We start from the raw sequence: 18,264 nt of genomic DNA, 5'->3' as shown, positions 1-18,264 counted from the left end.
GTATAATGTTCTCAGACATAGTTTTTATCCTCCTTTGGAAATTTTGTTGTGGTAACTTAATTCTACCAAACGATAAAAACTATGTCTATTTGCTTATTTGAATTTGCGCAATCTATTATACGTCATCCTAAATTTAGCGACGAAAAGGAACTTTGCCATGCAATAGAAGAATTTATATATTACTATAACAATGGCAGATATCAAGAACGCTTTAATAATTTAACACCAATGGAAGTTAGGAATGCTGCCTTAAAATCTGATCAACCTATGCAATATCCTATACCTGAAAATAAACGTATACAAGCCTATAAGGCAGAATTAGAAACAAGGAAGCACAAACAAACCGCATAAGAAATGCGACCAGCTAGGCGGTCGCATCATCTTATACATTTTTAATTATTTATCCTGTCTACTTGACAGGGATCGGTTCAGTATCTCCAGGTGGTTTATTAAAAGACTGCCATACAAACAAAGCCCCAAGAACTGCGTAAATACGCCATTCTTATGGCTTTGTTCTCTATTCAAACTCGCAAAGTTCTTTGTACTTTTTCGTATATCTCATTCTTTTTCTATACATATTAAGCCAGTCTTTTCTAATCTAAAAATAATGTGACATTGGTTAATTCAAATGCCAATTAAAATAAAATTTTGTTCCCCTGTGCTCAGATTTAAATTTTTACGATCAAATCCTAAGAAGTCCTGCCCTGCAAGCATCAATTTAAAATTATTATCATTTTCTTCATCTCGCACAATTGTATTTTCTGGTCCAAAACAATCCAACGAAGTATTTATTATTTTATCGGCTACATATGAAATTTAAAGATTAAGTTCATTCTTTAATTCTTGCATTATCTCTACATTTCCAATTGATATAAATATCATTACGTAGGAAATCTCCTATTTTAATAATTTTATACTCTTCTTTTATAGTCTTTGGTAATTGAGCAAATACGGAGGTAAACCCAACGGATATTTTCTTTTTCAGCTCTGTCCAATAATCCGCTACACTTTCATTATTGCTCTTCTTCACTCAACATCCATATATGTTTTAGCTGTATTTCTGCACGTATAGTTGCGCTTAAATTTTCATAATTTTCAAACAATTCACTTATAACATCCTCAGAGTCCTACAAACGAATTTTAAAAAATTGTTTTGCTTCTTCTCTTGCAACACTATCTTTGAACCCATTCCAAGATATCAATAAACCATAATCGGCATTAACATTATTCATCACTCCTCCTAATTGATCCAATGTCGGTCTATCAACCGGTGTATCTTGTGTCTTTACCTGAACGCATATTTTGAGATTACCAAATCCCAATACTCCTCCCGAAGCAAACAAATCAACTCCTCCATCTGCACCTTGTTTACTATGATATACTGAAAATCCTTTAGCCTTTAATAACTCTTTTATTAGCTGTTCCATTTTATAACCTTTAAATTTTTGTATTATAAATTTTGATACGGAATCATAGATAGCATCTTGAAGATTTGAATTAGAAATTATATCCGTATCATCAGCATCCGTAAATATGGATAATTTTCCTGCTTGAACTTGCCAATTATTCTTTGCCATTTCTTTAATTCGCTTTTCAGCATCATTTCTTGTAATTTTACAAACAGTCATAAATGCACCAAGAGAATATAAAATATCTTGATCAAAATTATTCCTTGGTATATCTTTTGCAAACCACTCTATACTTCTATAGTGATAATAAGGAGAGCCCAAACTTTCATCATATGTATAATCTCCCTTTACCTCACCGATATGAATAGTACTTGTTCTTTTACTAGGCAAAATAACCCAATCGCCTTTTTCCATACGATATGCGATTGGATAAATCTGTGACAACCAGTTTTTTAATGTACTTTCTTTTTCACCTGCGTATATTACTTCTAATTTATTAAAAAGGCTTGATTTTTCTTTATATTCCATCAAATTTATTTTAAAATCATTCCAAGTTAAATATACTCTACCTTCTGATAGAAATTTTTCTTCATATTCTCCGCTTTTTCCAGCTCTAAATAACCAAATACCCATTTAAATACCTCCCCCAACATTTTGTTCTGTTATATATTATTTATTTCTACCCTGCCACTTCCACAGCATTTTCCTTAATCTCATTCACTAACTTCACAATCTCAGCCTGCCTTTTACTATCAAACAGCTTCACAAAGCTCATTGGCTTATCAAACGGCGGCTTCATCAGTTCCGTTATATTCTCTATGTATCCGTTCTGCTCCACATAATCCACAATCTTTTTTACAAACACGATATGCTGCTGGTTCAGTGATTCATCATTAATAAACTTAGAGAATGCTTTCATTGCAGCTTCATGCTCAAGCTTTGCAATCTTACGGATTAGAAGACCAAATGGTGTATCTCCGAATTCTCTTTTGTAATCTTCTTCATCGCCAAGTTCTTTCGTAAAAATATTTTCAAGAGCTTGATAGTCCCCTAATTCCAGTTTTACATTATTGCGAAGTTTCCAGATCGCAATGTGATCTTTATGCTGTTCTATGTATCGATTCACTTTTAATCGGTAATCTTCAAAATCATATGCTGCATCTAATATAACACCTTCTTTTCGAGATAGAATCGGATCTGCAAGACTTGTCATGATTGGACGTTTACCAGTGCCCTCATCCACTGTAAGTTTAATCAAATCTCTCAATTCCACTCGAATCTTTTCAAAAAGCAAAATATCACCAGAAGCCCAGAACTCATCTGTTGTTACCATCTGAATTAAAGAAAGTTTTTCTTTAATCTTAGGAATAATCGCTTTTTGTTCTAATGCTCCCATCAATGTGCACACCTGATTTTTTGCTTTCTTAAATCCCGGCAACATCTCCATCTGGGCAATCATCAAACCATACATCAGATTATCAAATCGCTTTGCATACTCATCCTTATCATCCATCGTTGCCAATGGAGCTACGTGTCGAGACAAATCGTGATAATCCTGTTCAGAGATACAGGTAAATGCTTCTATCTTTTCAAATTTTTCCACATGACGAAGTTGCATGTGTACAGCCACCAGTTCTTTGTTAAGTCCTTGTACTTGCTGTAACACCGTACTCACAAGCTCACTTCTCCAGTTCTGATATTCCGTTCCTAAGGAATCTACTGATTGAAGATTTTTTATCAATCGGACTCTTTTGCTAAAAATCTTTTCACTCAAACTTTCTGTATCTTTTCCTTCAATACCTTCTTTATTTTCACGGAAATACTCAAAGTTTCCACAGTAATCAAAGATATAAAATCTCTTTTTATCTGTATATTCTCCATCCTGTCTGTCAACAAATGTCTGTTCTTTGCACAGTCTGGTACCACGTCCTATCATTTGCCAGAACTTTGTCTTTGAGCGCACTTTCTTAAAGAATACAAGATTAACTACTTCCGGTACATCAATACCGGTATCCATCATATCAACAGAAACTGAAATATATGGTGGCTTATTCGCAATCTTGAATTCATCAATGACAGACTGGGCATAGGTGTCTTCGCAAGTAATGCGCTTTGCAAATCCACCTTTCAGCTTTGGATATAGTTTATTGAATCGTTCTAAAATAAATTCAGCATGAGTTTTGTTCTGGGCAAAGATGATTGTTTTTCCAATTCGATCTCCGCCCTCAACCTTGATTCCATTTTCCATCAAATCCTGTAACACTAAATCCACTGTTTTTTCATTAAATACGAATTTATTCATGGTTGGCGAAGGCACAAATTCTGGCATATTTCCCTCATCATCTGCGAAATCATCTTCGTAACGTTCTTTATCTTTTTCATCCAACTCTTCGTAGGAAATTCCTTCCTCCAAGAATTTCGTTGAGGTTTCAATGTTAAAGTATGGCACCAGTACATGATCATGATTTACGGCAGTTTCATAGTCATAGGCATAGGTCGGAACCCCATGTTCCATTTCAAAAAAATCATAAGTATTTCTATCGACATCTGTATTTGGCGTTGCAGTTAATCCTACAACAATGGAATCAAAGTATTCAAAAATCGTACGATATTTCTTAAAGATACTTCTGTGTGCTTCATCTACAATGATCAAGTCAAAATGAGATGGCGAAAATAATCGCTGTCCATCCTCTGTCTTTTCAAAATCAATTGCATTTAACATGGTTGGATAGGTAGAAAAAATGATTCTTGCATTCTTATCATCCTTATTAGACAGCAAATTGCAAAGGCTCATATCTGGAAGGTAATTTTTAAAATCATCTTTTGCCTGTTTTACTAATGCCGTTCTGTCTGCAAGAAATAAAACATTGGTAACATAGCCACCTCTTGACAAAACGTCCGTTAGGCTGGAAGCGGTTCTTGTCTTACCTGTACCAGTTGCCATCACGAGAAGATTTTTTCTATGCCCCTGCACCAAACTGTCACATACTGCTCTGATCGCTTCTTTTTGGTAATAGCGATCCGTAATCTTATCATCAATGCGAATGGTTGATAAATCTTTTCTCTCTTGTCTCCGATTCATCAACTTCTGCAAATCATTTTTGGAAAAAATACTGCTGACTTTTCTCTGTGGATAGCTTTCATCATCCCAGAAATAGGTTTCAAACCCATTCGTGGTAAACATCATAGGACGGCGTCCATAACGCTCTTCTAAAGACTTGGCATAAAGTAAAACCTGCTGCCTTCCGATATTAGGGTCTTTGCTTGTCCTCTTTGCTTCAATAATAGCCAAAGGAAGCCCGTCTTTTCCAAACAAAACATAATCAGCATATCCCATCTGACCTGATTTTCCATCCATATTTTGTACTTCAAATTCTTCTTTTATATCATGGTCAAAATCCCAACCTAACAATTTCAAATCTACATCGATGTATCTTTTTCTCGTCTTAAATTCCGTTAAATCTTTCGCAGTAAAAGTTCTTTCCTCTTTATGCTGTCCCTTTTCCGCTGTATAGATAGCAGATATCGCTTCAATTTTCTCTCTTAAAGCTTTTATTTCACTTTCCTTTTCAGAAAGTAAACTCTCCTGCTCTTTGATTTTTGATACATCAACAGCGACTTTTTCACTTGGAATAAGTTTTTCATCAAAGCTACGTTCCTGATAATCATTTCCGTAACAGTAATCAATCCATTCAACAAATTCAAACAAACCTTGTAACGATAAAACAGCGTCACTTTTTGACACCTTCTTATCCGTATGTACAGACAAATTGCCTAATTTAATGATGAATGGCATCTTGCCCCACGTTTTGCCAGCCAAGGCAAAACGAAAGCTTGGTTCATGAATCAATGATTGTAGGTTATCTTTGTACGGCATAGAAATTGAGGTATCTGCCGAATATACCCATTTCACAGCAAGTTCCAATGCTTTTCTGGCTCCCACTGCACTCATGGCAGGTGAGGATGTCAAGACTTTCTCCGCCTCAACACACGCTGCTGCAAAAAGCTCATATTCTGTTTTTGATGTTAAGAATTCGAAGTTTGACATATATCCTCCCAGCGCACTTATATATATATTTGTTTAGCACATTTTATAGCTAGTGCTACTCACATACCTCTGTTAACATTTCAAGTTCACTTCTAATTTCTGCAATAATAAAGTTTGATTGCTCTTTATCCTGCTTTAAGTATAAACTATTCATTTTCTTTACTTTTTCATCATCTAAAACAACTAATCTATTTCTAAAATTTCTGCTCGCTTTGTATCCATTATAAATCAACGCATACTCTGAACTAATTGGCGAATATATCCACAAAAATTTAGTGATTCCTTCATCTGTATCAAACGTCTCATATAACACTGGAAAATTTGATGTGATAAATTTTGTTCCTTTTGTACCTAGAACAGAAAAATTCATGTTTCCAACTTCTTCAATCAGGCTTTCTGGTAGACCTCCATTAAATTTTTCATAAAGAATAACTTTTCTATTTGCTGCTTCGCAAAGTGATTCAAAACCACCAAACCCTAGAAATTCTAAAACTTCTTTGATAGATTCTAGTTCTTCATTATCTTGCATATCATCCAGAAAATCTTCTTGCAAATATTGTTTTAAACTCCATGGATTCCTTAGTAGTATATTTACAACATATCTTGATAGAATACTCTTCTCTTGCGAACTACAAATCAGAGCATTTTGATTGCATGGCATATCACACACCTTGAAAATTTGTTTTAATACATTTGAATATTCTGTTTCTTGAATGGAAAATGCCTTTTCAATATCATTTGGGATCACATACTTGCCTAATTTCTCATTCGCGTTTTTCCATTCTGTTTCATACAAATAATCCTCACGGCAAATATCTTTTGGTTTACTTCTATTGATATTTTTCTTTGAACGATTATAAATCCAGAACATGTTTGCATCATCTGTGAAATTTCGCAAATAAAATTGTGGTACATAATGTTGCCGACGCGTCATTTTATTTTCCAACTTATAACCTCTATAAAGATAGCTACGAGCGGATAGGTTACTTGCGTTACCATTATTAAGCTATACTTTATCATCATAGTCTACATTGATTATATCATCTGTAAGTTCATCAAAATTATCTTCACCGCCAAGACCACTTACTAGTATTTTTCCTCCTAGCACTACAATTCCCATACCAATAATCGCCAATGCCCCGTGTACCATATGCTTGTTTATACTATGTGAAAATTTTTTATTTTCTTTATCTAAACTAGGAATCATCTTTGTTAACTCCATTATGTAATCCAAGTAATCCAATAACTCTTTTTCATACTTCTCCCCATCTCTTTATGCTTATTTTTTAATGAATCATGAGTCTCGGGATGTGATCTTCTTCAAAGCAAACTCATCAGTCATTTTGGTTCTTTATAACTTTTTCTATCGATTACTTTTTATATATCTCTATTCTTTTTTTATTCGAAATACTCTTGCATCAATGAATCAAATAACTCTTGCGTTTCATCCAACGACTTCTGTATTTCAAATTTCAATTTGTCGACTTGATTTATAAAACTTGTATATTCATTTTGCAGTGGAATTGGTGGCACAATATAGCTCATCTCTATAAATGGTTTTTGAGTAACTTTCTTTAAATCGCCTGCATCTTGATATCTTGTAAAATCTATTTGTTCCATCATCACACTCAGGAATACTAAATTTAGATCATCGCCATATAAATCACTAATATACATAGCGTTATCTGTAATCCATAAAGGTCCCTTAACAAGATGCACGTTTCCACTCTGAAATCCAACACGGCCTATTACGACAGTATCACTTTCAAAAAGCACTTCATCAGTATACCAAGATATTCCATTACCACCGTAAGCAGGTATTCCAGTATCAAATCGCTTTTTATCTGGTACTGCTTTTCCATTAGATATTTTAAATAAAGATTTACCTTCCTTAGTTACAAATCCCTTATTATTTTTTAGAGGATCTCCAAACATCTCGACAAATCGGGATTTGATGAGGTTATCCAACTGCTCAAGTTCTTCTTCCCTTAGTTCAATCAGTTTTGTTAATAAATCTAATTGTTTTACCAAATTGTTTTGTTCTTGAACACTTATTGAAGGTATCAAAATCTTTTCTAATGCTGAATACTTTAATGTGTCTCTAACACTTCCTGAAGTTAAACTTCTAATTTGCTGATTTCCCAAATTACTTTTCAAAAAATAAGTCAGAAATTTAGCATTTAATGTTTCGTCTGTCTGAAATACCGTATATAAAGGACTAATCACTACTTCATCCTCTACTTCCAGATTTGCAACTGATCCAACATTAATTCTGGACGGATTAAACGCAATCATCCCTTTTTTAACAACTTTATAAGCCGATAGATCTTTACTAAATACTTCTTTAGAAAAATATTCCGTAGATGGGATGAAGCCCTCAGAGTTTGTAACGCTAAATACCTTGTTACACTGTAACGATTTATTCCGTTGTTTGTATTCTTTTATATGCCTACCTAATTCTCTTCTCATATTCATCCCTACAAATCTAAATTTAATAATATTTTTAGTTCCGCTTTCAATACTACAATTTCTTCATCAATTTTATCAATTCGTTCCATAATCACTTCTGAAGAATCATACTCTACTTTATCATAGACTACTTCTTTATACTTATTAATCGACAGATCATATCCATTTTCCTCAATCTCCTTCTTCGTTACAAAAAAGGATTGTTCCGTTTTTGATCTGTCCGTTTCTTGTTCTAAGTAATTCCAGCGCTCTAGAATATCAGGAATATCATTTTTATCCGTATCCTGACGTTTATCGTCCAAGCTCTTTCCATCTGCTTTCATATCATAGAACCAGACTTTATCCGTTCCACCATCATCTGTCTTAGTAAATACCAATACAGCGGTTGATACTCCTGCATATGGCTTAAATACTCCACTAGGCATAGATATAATTGCCTGTAAATGCTGATTTTTAACGAGTTCTCTTCTTAACTCTTTATGTGCCTTTGAATTACCAAATAACACTCCATCTGGTACGATACACGCACATCTTCCACCCTTTTTTAACATTCTAAGGAATAATGCCACAAAAAGAAGCTCTGTCTTTTTGGTATTGCAAATTGCTTTCAGATTGTCATTAATACTCTCTGAATCTACTGTTCCAGCAAAAGGTGGATTTGCAAGGCACACCGTATATTTTGAAATAATTTCATTCTGTTTTGATACACTATCTTTATAATCAATATCAGGATTACTAATGGAATGAAGCATGAGATTCATTGCAGATATACGAAGCATTGTCGTATCTGTATCAAATCCTGAAAATACTCCTTTATCAAAGTGCTCCCATTGCTCACTTGTCATAGTTCCTTCAAAGTTCTTTCTGATATATTCAGATGCCGATACTAAGAATCCTGCTGTTCCACAAGCTGGATCACAGATGGTATCATCTGGTGTTGGATTTACCAATTGCACCATCATTTCTCTTATATGCTTTGGTGTACGAAACTGCCCATTTTGTCCAGCAGTTGCTAGTTTATCCAACATATATTCGTATAGATCACCCTGCATATCAAGCCCCGTTAAATCATGCTCGTATAAATCTTCCAATCCAGTAATGATCTTCTGCAAAATCTGTGGTGTGGGAATCATGAACATCGCATTTTCCATATATCGAGAGAATGCAGATGCATTATTGCCATTCAAACTTTTAATAAATGGAAATACCTTTTGTCCAATAATTTCAAATATTTCTCTAGAGTCTTTATCTTTGAATCTGCTCCAACGCATGAATTGACCATCTTCATCCTGTGGAAAGATTTTTTCCATCTTTTCTCCTGCCAGTGCTTCAAAACTTTCATTCTCTAATTCTTTTTCATCCAAAGAACGAATGAACATCAGATATGTGATCTGTTCAATTACAGTCAAAGGATTCGTCACTCCTCCTGCCCACATGTCTGTCCATATTTTATCTATTTTATTTCTCACTACGCCTGTTATCAACGTTGTATCCTCCAATATATAGTAATGTCATCTTAATTTTCTCATATTACCTGTCCCAAAATCCGGTCTTACAGTGCACCCTTACCACTTTTTACCAAGGCATCTACTTCAGATAACTTAAACTTCCATAGCCTGCCCACTTTATTTGCTGGTATATCTGCCTTCTTAATCCAGTTTCTTATGGTATCTTTTGTTACTCCCAGAAACTCTGCTGTTTCTTCTTAACTCGACCATTTTTCCATTGTTTCAGACATACATTTTCCTCCGAATTGTCTAACTTTCCGTTTTTACACAACTACAAATATTGTATCTCTAAATTGTCATATTAGCAACAAATTTCGACTTCTTACATATGATTTAATAGGAAATAGTCGTAAAGACAATTCGTTCTGTCTTTCGGAAATGTGAAAATAATCTTTCCACCACTTTGAACCAGAGCTCTTAAATATTTGCTCTTGTCCACACCAGCTTCTTTCGCATCTTCCATCAATTTCAAATAATCGTTCTCCGATAATTTGAATGTTACCTTACGCTCCTTATTATTAGAGCTATATTTTCTCTTTCCATTTGCATAGGCACCCCCTCTCTGGTTAGAAGAAAGTCTTTCTTCCAGCTCAGATGGAGAAGGAAGAGGAAAACACTTCCCTGAATACACAGTCTGAATGTAATGAAACCCGTGACAAAGGATGCCGCTGTCAAAATGACCTACAATGACAATGAGTACATGGCATCTGGATCACTTGTAGCTTTAACTTTTGAATATGGATTGGTAAATGATTTTTTGTTAGAATGGAATACAAAGAAATCTATGATTTTGCAGATGACGTATAATAGATTGCGCAAATTCAAATAAGCAAATAGACATAGTTTTTATCGTTTGGTAGAATTAAGTTACCACACAAAATTTCCAAAGGAGGATAAAAACTATGTCTGAGAACATTATACAATTGAATCAAGATTTAATCCACACCCAATTAAAGGATTTAGTAAAGAACAGCGTTGAGGAAACTTTAAATTCATTACTAGACGCGGAAGCTGAGCAGCTTGTTAATGCAGAACGTTATGCACGTAATGAAGAACGTAAAGGGTACCGTGCTGGTCATTATGACCGAACATTTACAACCACTTCTGGTGACGTTAACCTAAAAATGCCTAAATTAAAAGGTGTTGCTTTCGAAACTGCCATTATTGAACGCTATAAGCGACGTGAAACATCTGTTGAAGAAGCTCTTATTGAAATGTATCTTGCTGGTGTATCCGTCCGCAGAGTAGAGGATATTACACAAGCACTGTGGGGAACAAAAGTCTCTCCTGGTACAATTAGTAATTTAAACAAAAAAGCGTATGAACACATTGAAAACTGGAGAAATCGTAAGCTCAAGAGTAAAACTTATCCATACGTTTTTGTAGACGGTGTATTCTTAAAACGATGCTGGGGTGGAGAATATGAAAATGTCTCAGTTCTTATTGCTATAGGAGTTACAGAAGATGGGTACAGAGAAGTCATTGGAGCCACAGAAGGTCTAAAAGAAGATCTTGAAAGTTGGAAAAACTTCTTGGTATGGCTCAAAAGCCGTGGCTTATCAGGGGTTAAGCTAATCACTGGAGATAAGGCTCTTGGTATGGTCGAAGCAATTGGTCAGGTGTTTCCTGAAGCAAAATATCAGAGATGCACGGTACATTTTTATAGAAATGTGTTTTCTGTTACACCAAAACAAAAAGTGAAAGATGTAGCTAAAATGTTAAAAGCAATCCATGCTCAAGAAGATAAAACCGCTGCCAGAGAAAAAGCGGATTCAGTAGTAAAAAAGCTTCGAGGAATGAAGCTTAATAAAGCAGCTGATAAAGTAGAGGAAAGCATAGAAGAAACTTTGACATACATGAACTTTCCATCTGAGCATTGGAGACGAATTAGAACTAACAATACTCTGGAACGCTTAAATCGGGAAATTAAACGACGTACAAAAGTTGTAGGAACCTTTCCAGATGGAGAATCAGCCCTAATGCTGGTATGTGCTAGACTACGCCATGTAGCAAGTAGTGAGTGGGGATCTAAGCGTTATTTAAACATGGAACATTTAAAATCAATGGTAATCTCTGAAGAAGAGGGAATCATAGCCGGCTAACTTACCGGAACCAAACGAAAAGCAGTCTTACCGCCCTGAAGTACGGTACCAGTCTGCCCAGGTAAGGTCAAGAGCAAGACAAGTGCAAGCACTCTTGACTTTACCTGAGCGGACCGGTATTAAATAATCAAGGCGGTTAAGTTAAAATTTAATTTGCGCAAAAGTCTTGACAGTATCATTTTGCACAAAAAAGTGAGATTTTCTTATTCATAGAATAGACGTCCGCATAGTACCAAAATAGTACCAAACGACATAAAGAGAGCCCACAAATCCTTATTTTACAAGGCTTTGCGGGCTCAAAATTTTTATTCAAACTCCTAATTTCAAAGTTGTTCTGTGGTGTTTGAAGTGCTTTAATTTGCTATTTTCAGTTCATTTATGTACTGTTTATTTGTATTATCTCGGTTTTCTGTAAAAAGTATTGTCATTTTATTGTCACTGCATACTTAATTTCGCACCGATACTAAAGATCATAACACATAAGTTTATGATTACAATTTTTACATTTATTCTTGTCGCAACTTCTTAACACATTATTGTTTTCAAGAATTTCATCACAAGCTTCTCTTATTTGTTCTGCCGTTTGCTCAAGATTATCTGGCAGAACTGCTCTTGAAGATATTACCTCATTCCCTTCGATATCAACAATCTCCAATGTATCTGCATCTTGACCAGTTAGATTTCTATATCCCAGGGCATATATCTCAAGTTGTAATCGCTGCTCTAATTCTGAAGGTTTCTTTTCTCCTGTTTTATAATCAACAATTATTACTTCCCATTTTCCCTCAATGCTTTTTCTTCGAATCAGATCTATACGTCCCGTCACCAAAATATCTTTTCTAAATGCAACTTCAAAATATTTTTCTACATATTCAACTTCGCTAAAAAGTTTTGAATTTTCTGTTCTAAACTTTTCAATACATGCCTCTGCTTTATTACGCATTAATTCATATGTACCATTAGCATGACCTATATACGGAAGGTAAAAACCTTTTTTAATATGATCCATAACTTCATCAGGAATAATCTCAGTCTTATTGTTTAATACATATTTGTTAACTTCTTTTGCCATATTATGTATAGAAGCACCATACCCCATTCTCAGATTTATTGGATTAACAAATCCATATATTTGAGATAATCTAAATCCATATTGGCAATTAAAAAACTGGGATAAATTTGTGAAATCTATAGAAAATACAACATCTTCTTTCCCATAAGGTTTCCAAGTTTCTCTATTATAAAAATCACATAGTTTTTCATCATATTCATAAATATATCCACTTGCTGATCTTACCTCATTCAAAAACTCAGATACACGATTAGTTCTATTTGTTCCATAATCTGCCCTTGTTAAAAATAGAAATTTTCTACTTCTTGTTACTGCAACATAAAAGATCCTTCTCTCATCTTCAATTGCTCGATCACCTTTTGCTCTAATTATATCTGAATTACCAATAGCTTCCTCTGGGAGGAAATGCCATTCATTCCTTCCTCCTTTTCCTCCTGAAGGGAAAATATTTTTACACATGCATGGAATAAAAACCGCCGAAAACTGCAACCCTTTACTCTTGTGTATAGTCATTAATTGAACACCTTGCTCTTTTTTAAATGCATCATCTAAATATCCTTCTGGATATTCATCTTCTGTATTTTCTAAAAATGATGTAAATGAATACACTTTAATATCTGGTGAGTAATCAAAATTTACTACTTCGAAATCATTGATTAACTGCGAGAACTTTCCAAAATTAAACATCATTCTCTCATATCGTACATTTTCTTCTGAGTATCCCAATATTTTAAGATCGGAGATAAACTTTTGATATATTTCCTGCAGAAGATATTCTTGGTTCATTTTTTTAGAATTTTTCTGCAACCATTTATTCGGTACAAACTCTTCTAGCGCTGCTATTGCTCTATCAATATTTTCTTTTTCTGTATATTTATTAATAAACTCCCATTCACGGCGCAATCCCTCTTTCGATAATTTACCCGCTAGGTAACTAAATACGCTAGTTATCCCCTTTATTTCAATTGTAGACATTAAACTAGACATATTTTCAACATCAATAGGAATATTTCTTTTTTCAAGAGTATCCGCAATTAGTGGTATGTATTTTTTCTTTCTAAACAAAATCGCGATTTCATTAGAAGGCATTCCCATTTTTATTAGTTCTTCTACTCTATCTGCTATAAATTCTGCCTCCTCTTCTGGAGCAACAAACTCTTTATAAACTATATCCCCTTTTTCATATTTTCCATTGCGGCTTATCATCTTTTTATCTTCTCTAGTAGTATTTCTTCCTATCGATTGTTCGGCTATTTCAATAATTCCTGTTGTTGATCTAAAATTATCTTCTAGTTTAACGACTTCAACATCATCAATATCACTTTCGAAGTTTTTTATAAAAGTATAGTTACTACCTCTAAACTGATAAATCGCTTGATCCGCATCTCCAATAACCATTGTTCGAACACCAAGCTTAATAAATTCTTTAACAATTTCAGCTTGCAAATAATTTACATCTTGATATTCATCTATAATAAGAAACTTAATCGCTTCTTTTGTTTTCATTCTAAACTCAACATTATATCTTAACATTTTTAAGAATTCATGTTGTATTGTAGAAAAATCGAAATAATGTTTTTCCTTTAATAAATTTTCATAATTACTTATCGCCGTTTTTAAAGCTTCTGGCAAAAGCATATAGTTAGTTTGATTTTCAAAAACCAAACTACAAATCGATTGAAATCGATTTGTATCCATATATTTAAGCATATACTTATTTCTTTCATTTGTGCTTGAACCTAATTTCTCTATAGATCCAACCTCAATTTGATTAAAATATCTATTAATGAAATGAATATTTTTCATTGTGTCTAAAACAGTATAGTCATTATACTTGTCCGCATAATCTTGTAGCAGTCTTATACAAATCCCATGAATAGTACCAATAACCATATCAGCAGAACCAATTTCAATCCCCTTCTCTTTAAGACGATTCTGTGTACGAATTTTTAACTCTGCTGCAGCTTTTTCTGTAAATGTACATACAACTAATTCACTAGGTAGATATCCTTCTTGCATTCTTTTAGCAATTACTTCTTCAGCAACTCTTGTTTTTCCTGCACCAGCTCCTGCCAATACTTTCAAATGTTTGCTTTGAGAGTTTATTGCTTTAATTTGATCATAAGTAAACTCATCTCTCACTTCAATATCTACACCTAATATATCTTTAATTGATATAATTGTAGCTTCTTTCGTAGATTCACCATTTTCAATTCTTTGAACCGTTTTTGAAGTAATACCTAATTTTTCTGCAATATCCTCTCTTGAAAATCCGTTTTCTCTCCTGTAATCCAATAATTTTTTCCCATCAACTTGCAAAATAACACCTCCTCATTTTTATTATTTTATCCTATCTTTTTTTTCGTTCATTCTCAAGGACAAATCATAATTTTGCAAAAATGTCCAAATAACTTGTATTTGGACATTTTATATTATCATAATTCTTTAATTCTTTTTTACTACAAGTATATATTCATTCATCATCGTTTGAATTTCTTCACATCTCTCAATTGTTGAATTTATATGAAAGGGCATTCGCTTAAACGAGTATTTTCTATTGAGCGATGCTTCACAATGATAATTCATATTTTGAAACCAATCATTGATTATCCCTTCCATATTGATAACGATTTTACCCATAACTGTTCTATGCCCAACAATCCAAACTTGATACCCACCATCACACAATACTCTATCCGTCTCAATAACTACCTTATATAAATCTTTCAAAAAAACAATAACATCATTTTTTCTCTTTTCAATAGACTTCATTTTACGATGAATTGCTTCATCTACACCCACTAATTTTTCTTTTAAAGCATATTGTCTCCTACTGTATTTTCTAGACATAGGATTACATAATTCATTCATATAACTAGCCATATTCTCTTTTGCTATTTTTTTTATTTTCTTATCTGATAACCCAGAGATATTTGAATTAACTTTTCTATATATATCTAATCTTATTCTTTCGCATACTAATTGATATAATAACTTATTACCAGACAAAAGTTCTTCAGAAACCCACTGTTTTTTTTCAATTAACAATTTTATTTCATCTAAAGCGTGTAGTGCATTCAACAAGTCGTTTTTACTAATCGTAATTTGATAATCTATTTCGTCCAATAAATTAGTTAAATTATCTGAAGATAAAAACAATTTATCATTTATTTCCCATTCGGATTTTCTGCCTCCTAATAGAATTTCATCACAATTTGCTGTTGACGAAACAATCCCTGTATATTTTTCCATTAAGTCTTTCATCCAAAGAACAGATAGTTTTGAAAACTCACCATATGCAACAGTTGTTTTCGAGTCTCCGTATGGTGGAGAAGTAATAACCAAATCTATTGATTTATCCTCTAAATAATCCAAATTCTTTGCATTTTTAACAAACACATTGCAAATTGTATTATTTTTATAACTATCATTAGCAACAACCAACATATTCAACAGATTTTTTACTGATTCATCATATGTCTCAATTGCACTAATTGAGAATTTTTCAATATCATTTGGAGACATTCTATATAGCTTAAATTCACCATTTCTAGTAAGTGATACTTTACGTACAGTTGAGCTATAAGCAGTCAGTAAAATCAATGCATACATTTCTCTTTTTGTCTTGTTTGAGTTTTTTATAAAAGTATCAATTTTATGCTTTATATATTCAAGTTCTTTAATATTTTTTTCTTTAAACCAAAAATCTATACCTTCAAACCTCACTATAGGTACCAATTTAGTATCAGCATACTCTAAATTTAATTGTTTTAAAAAATCTAATATCCTTTTTTTTGTATAATTTGTATTTTCGATTGTTAGCGATTTTGTTTTTGTTAATAAAACCGCTAACGGATTCAAATCAGATCCCCAAAAATCCAAACCTAGGTACTTTGCTTCCAAAGCAGTGGTTCCGCTTCCTACAAAAGGATCTAAAATCCTTTTCACTGGATATATCGATTGTACTTTTTTTATTAATTCACTGACCATTTCTGGTACAGCCTTTGCAGGATATGTATGCATATTTCCATTAGATGAAAAAAAGGATGCATACTTATTTTCTCCTTCGTAGTCCAGATTTAAATCTTCCCATACTACACTTAATTGCTCTGCAGTAGAACTCATACGCACTCCTCCATTCATATCCGTCTACTTTATATTGAATAAATTATACTAAACTAATCCATAAAAAAATAATCTGTGTATCTATTCTTCATATGACTATATACATTTCTAGCAATCATATAAAATTAATCATCATTACTCTTACACACAATTCTTGATGGTATATTAGCCTGTCTCAACAAATCACCAAAATGACTAGTTATTCCAACATTGCCAACTAATTCTATTCCAACATTTTCATTTTCCAAAGACTTAATAATATCACGTAATAACTCTAATCCTTTTTCAACATAAAACTGTTTATAATGTGTAGGATTTCCCTGGACTATAATATTTCCATTACTAAGATTTTTTAGTTGATTCAATTGAACAATCCAAATTTCATTTCCATCATATACCCATTCAATCGAAACATTCCCAATTAAATTATTGTGAGTTCTAAGAATTCTAATTACATTCTTCACTTTATCTTTTACATTATCTGGCAATATATTGTTAAATGCTTGACCTAACATAAAATCATCACCAGTGCCTTGAACTCCTTCAATAATATCGTTTTCTTCAAATTCTGATATTATTGCTCCTCCTGAATACTTAGCATCCACAGCATCTTGACTTAAAATAGCAGCAATATTTATAGGATTTTCTCCCTTTAATTCTTCAGATTGCATTAAAATATATGGATCTGTCCATTGGCTACCTGTATAATACTTTCCAGATTCTTTTACAATTGGACATGTTCTAATCCACTTTTCATACAGTCCTGTTTTTGTCCCAAATGTAAATGGAGCAACTTCACGAGCAATTACTGTAGTAAAAGGGACATTCAATCCCAAGTAATCTGCAACAATCAATCCAAAAGTTTTATCTCCTATAAATCTTGAAAAATTATTTGGCCAAGTTATTTTGAAACTATGTTTTGTCTTTTCAAATAACTCATATTCCCAAACTATCGTATGTGTCTGATTTACACCTTCTCTGTTAGGATGAATACTGAATTCAACACGATACTCATCACCAAATTTCATCTCTGGTTGAAAACCATATACTGTTTTTAATAAATGATATCCAAGTTTTTTTTCTAGCAAACATACCCCTTCTTTATCAACACACTTAGGAGTATCTTTTGGTGAAAACTCAATGATATCTCCAAGAACTACACCCGAAACACCACCATCATTGATATCAATATTTTCATTAATAATAGAGTGCTTACCCTCCATACAGTTTATCTTAACTTGAGATATGATGTCTTCTATATCACCAATTTTTTTGTTATAAACTAGTTTATTACCTTTCATAATAGTAGGACTAAAACTTCTTATATTGACAGCTCCTGAACGTGAGGATTTAATTAAAACCGTGACTAATTCTTTCAAATCATCAGTCTTTTCAAAAAAATTGCTAATTTGAATATGTTTTATTTTACCATCAGGATCTATGCTTATATATTGTGCTATATTCCCTAATCCCATTTCATATATGTGCGCTAACTTATCATCTTTTAAAAAAACAGACATATTTTCCTCGT

The 18,264-nt window shown here is 33.1% G+C and carries 13 protein-coding genes and 1 pseudogene; 2 read left to right on the top strand and 12 right to left on the bottom strand.

Annotation, left to right across the window (positions count from 1 at the left end; all coding sequences use genetic code 11):
- Positions 1-81 precede the first annotated feature (81 nt).
- Positions 82-351, top strand: a complete 270-nt coding sequence (locus EFT72_RS01245; protein WP_124065001.1) for an IS3 family transposase — start codon at positions 82-84, stop codon at positions 349-351.
- 478 nt (positions 352-829) lie between these two features.
- Here EFT72_RS01245 and EFT72_RS01240 read toward each other — a convergent pair whose 3' ends face one another.
- The 9 genes and pseudogenes from EFT72_RS01240 to EFT72_RS19090 form a co-directional block, all read right to left on the bottom strand.
- Complete coding sequence (locus EFT72_RS01240; RefSeq protein ID WP_124065000.1) at positions 830-1,030, bottom strand: hypothetical protein; 201 nt, start codon at positions 1,028-1,030, stop codon at positions 830-832.
- Between the two features lie 97 nt (positions 1,031-1,127).
- Positions 1,128-2,042, bottom strand: a complete 915-nt coding sequence (locus EFT72_RS01235) for a restriction endonuclease (RefSeq protein ID WP_243109910.1) — start codon at positions 2,040-2,042, stop codon at positions 1,128-1,130.
- 46 nt (positions 2,043-2,088) lie between these two features.
- Complete coding sequence (locus tag EFT72_RS01230) at positions 2,089-5,457, bottom strand: DEAD/DEAH box helicase family protein (RefSeq protein ID WP_124064999.1); 3,369 nt, start codon at positions 5,455-5,457, stop codon at positions 2,089-2,091.
- Positions 5,458-5,512: 55 nt separating this feature from the next.
- On the bottom strand, positions 5,513-6,403 hold the full coding sequence (locus tag EFT72_RS01225; protein WP_124064998.1) for a DUF4238 domain-containing protein: 891 nt from the start codon (positions 6,401-6,403) through the stop codon (positions 5,513-5,515).
- A 60-nt stretch (positions 6,404-6,463) separates the two neighbouring features.
- On the bottom strand, positions 6,464-6,664 hold the full coding sequence (locus EFT72_RS01220) for a hypothetical protein (protein ID WP_124064997.1): 201 nt from the start codon (positions 6,662-6,664) through the stop codon (positions 6,464-6,466).
- 191 nt (positions 6,665-6,855) lie between these two features.
- Positions 6,856-7,926 carry a restriction endonuclease subunit S gene (locus EFT72_RS01215; RefSeq protein WP_164473034.1) on the bottom strand — a complete coding sequence of 357 codons (1,071 nt, stop codon included), beginning with the start codon at positions 7,924-7,926 and terminating at the stop codon, positions 6,856-6,858.
- 8 nt (positions 7,927-7,934) lie between these two features.
- On the bottom strand, positions 7,935-9,410 hold the full coding sequence (locus EFT72_RS01210) for a class I SAM-dependent DNA methyltransferase (protein WP_124064995.1): 1,476 nt from the start codon (positions 9,408-9,410) through the stop codon (positions 7,935-7,937).
- 68 nt (positions 9,411-9,478) lie between these two features.
- Positions 9,479-9,664: pseudogene (locus EFT72_RS01205) on the bottom strand (helix-turn-helix domain-containing protein).
- A 92-nt stretch (positions 9,665-9,756) separates the two neighbouring features.
- Positions 9,757-9,906 (bottom strand): hypothetical protein, encoded by a 150-nt coding sequence (locus tag EFT72_RS19090; protein WP_164473033.1) that lies wholly within the window; start codon positions 9,904-9,906, stop codon positions 9,757-9,759.
- A gap of 430 nt (positions 9,907-10,336) precedes the next feature.
- Between EFT72_RS19090 and EFT72_RS01200 the strand changes: the two genes are divergently transcribed.
- Positions 10,337-11,536, top strand: coding sequence for an IS256 family transposase (locus EFT72_RS01200; protein WP_124064994.1), 1,200 nt, complete (start codon positions 10,337-10,339; stop codon positions 11,534-11,536).
- A gap of 463 nt (positions 11,537-11,999) precedes the next feature.
- On the opposite strand, the gene EFT72_RS01195 is transcribed toward EFT72_RS01200, so the two are convergent.
- The 3 genes from EFT72_RS01195 to EFT72_RS01185 all read right to left on the bottom strand — a co-directional run bounded on the left by EFT72_RS01195 (position 12,000) and on the right by EFT72_RS01185 (position 18,253).
- Positions 12,000-14,927: a UvrD-helicase domain-containing protein gene (locus EFT72_RS01195; RefSeq protein ID WP_124064993.1), complete on the bottom strand. Its 2,928-nt coding sequence runs from the start codon at positions 14,925-14,927 to the stop codon at positions 12,000-12,002.
- A gap of 126 nt (positions 14,928-15,053) precedes the next feature.
- On the bottom strand, positions 15,054-16,733 hold the full coding sequence (locus EFT72_RS01190) for a DNA methyltransferase (RefSeq protein WP_164473032.1): 1,680 nt from the start codon (positions 16,731-16,733) through the stop codon (positions 15,054-15,056).
- A gap of 125 nt (positions 16,734-16,858) precedes the next feature.
- Positions 16,859-18,253, bottom strand: coding sequence for a hypothetical protein (locus EFT72_RS01185; RefSeq protein WP_124064991.1), 1,395 nt, complete (start codon positions 18,251-18,253; stop codon positions 16,859-16,861).
- Positions 18,254-18,264 lie beyond the last annotated feature (11 nt).

It is taken from the genome of Clostridium sp. E02 (genome assembly GCF_003833015.1).
Classification (GTDB): Bacteria; Bacillota; Clostridia; order Lachnospirales; family Lachnospiraceae; genus Lacrimispora.
Note: the sequence above shows the minus strand (reverse complement) of the source record. Positions and strands in the feature narration are given on the sequence as shown.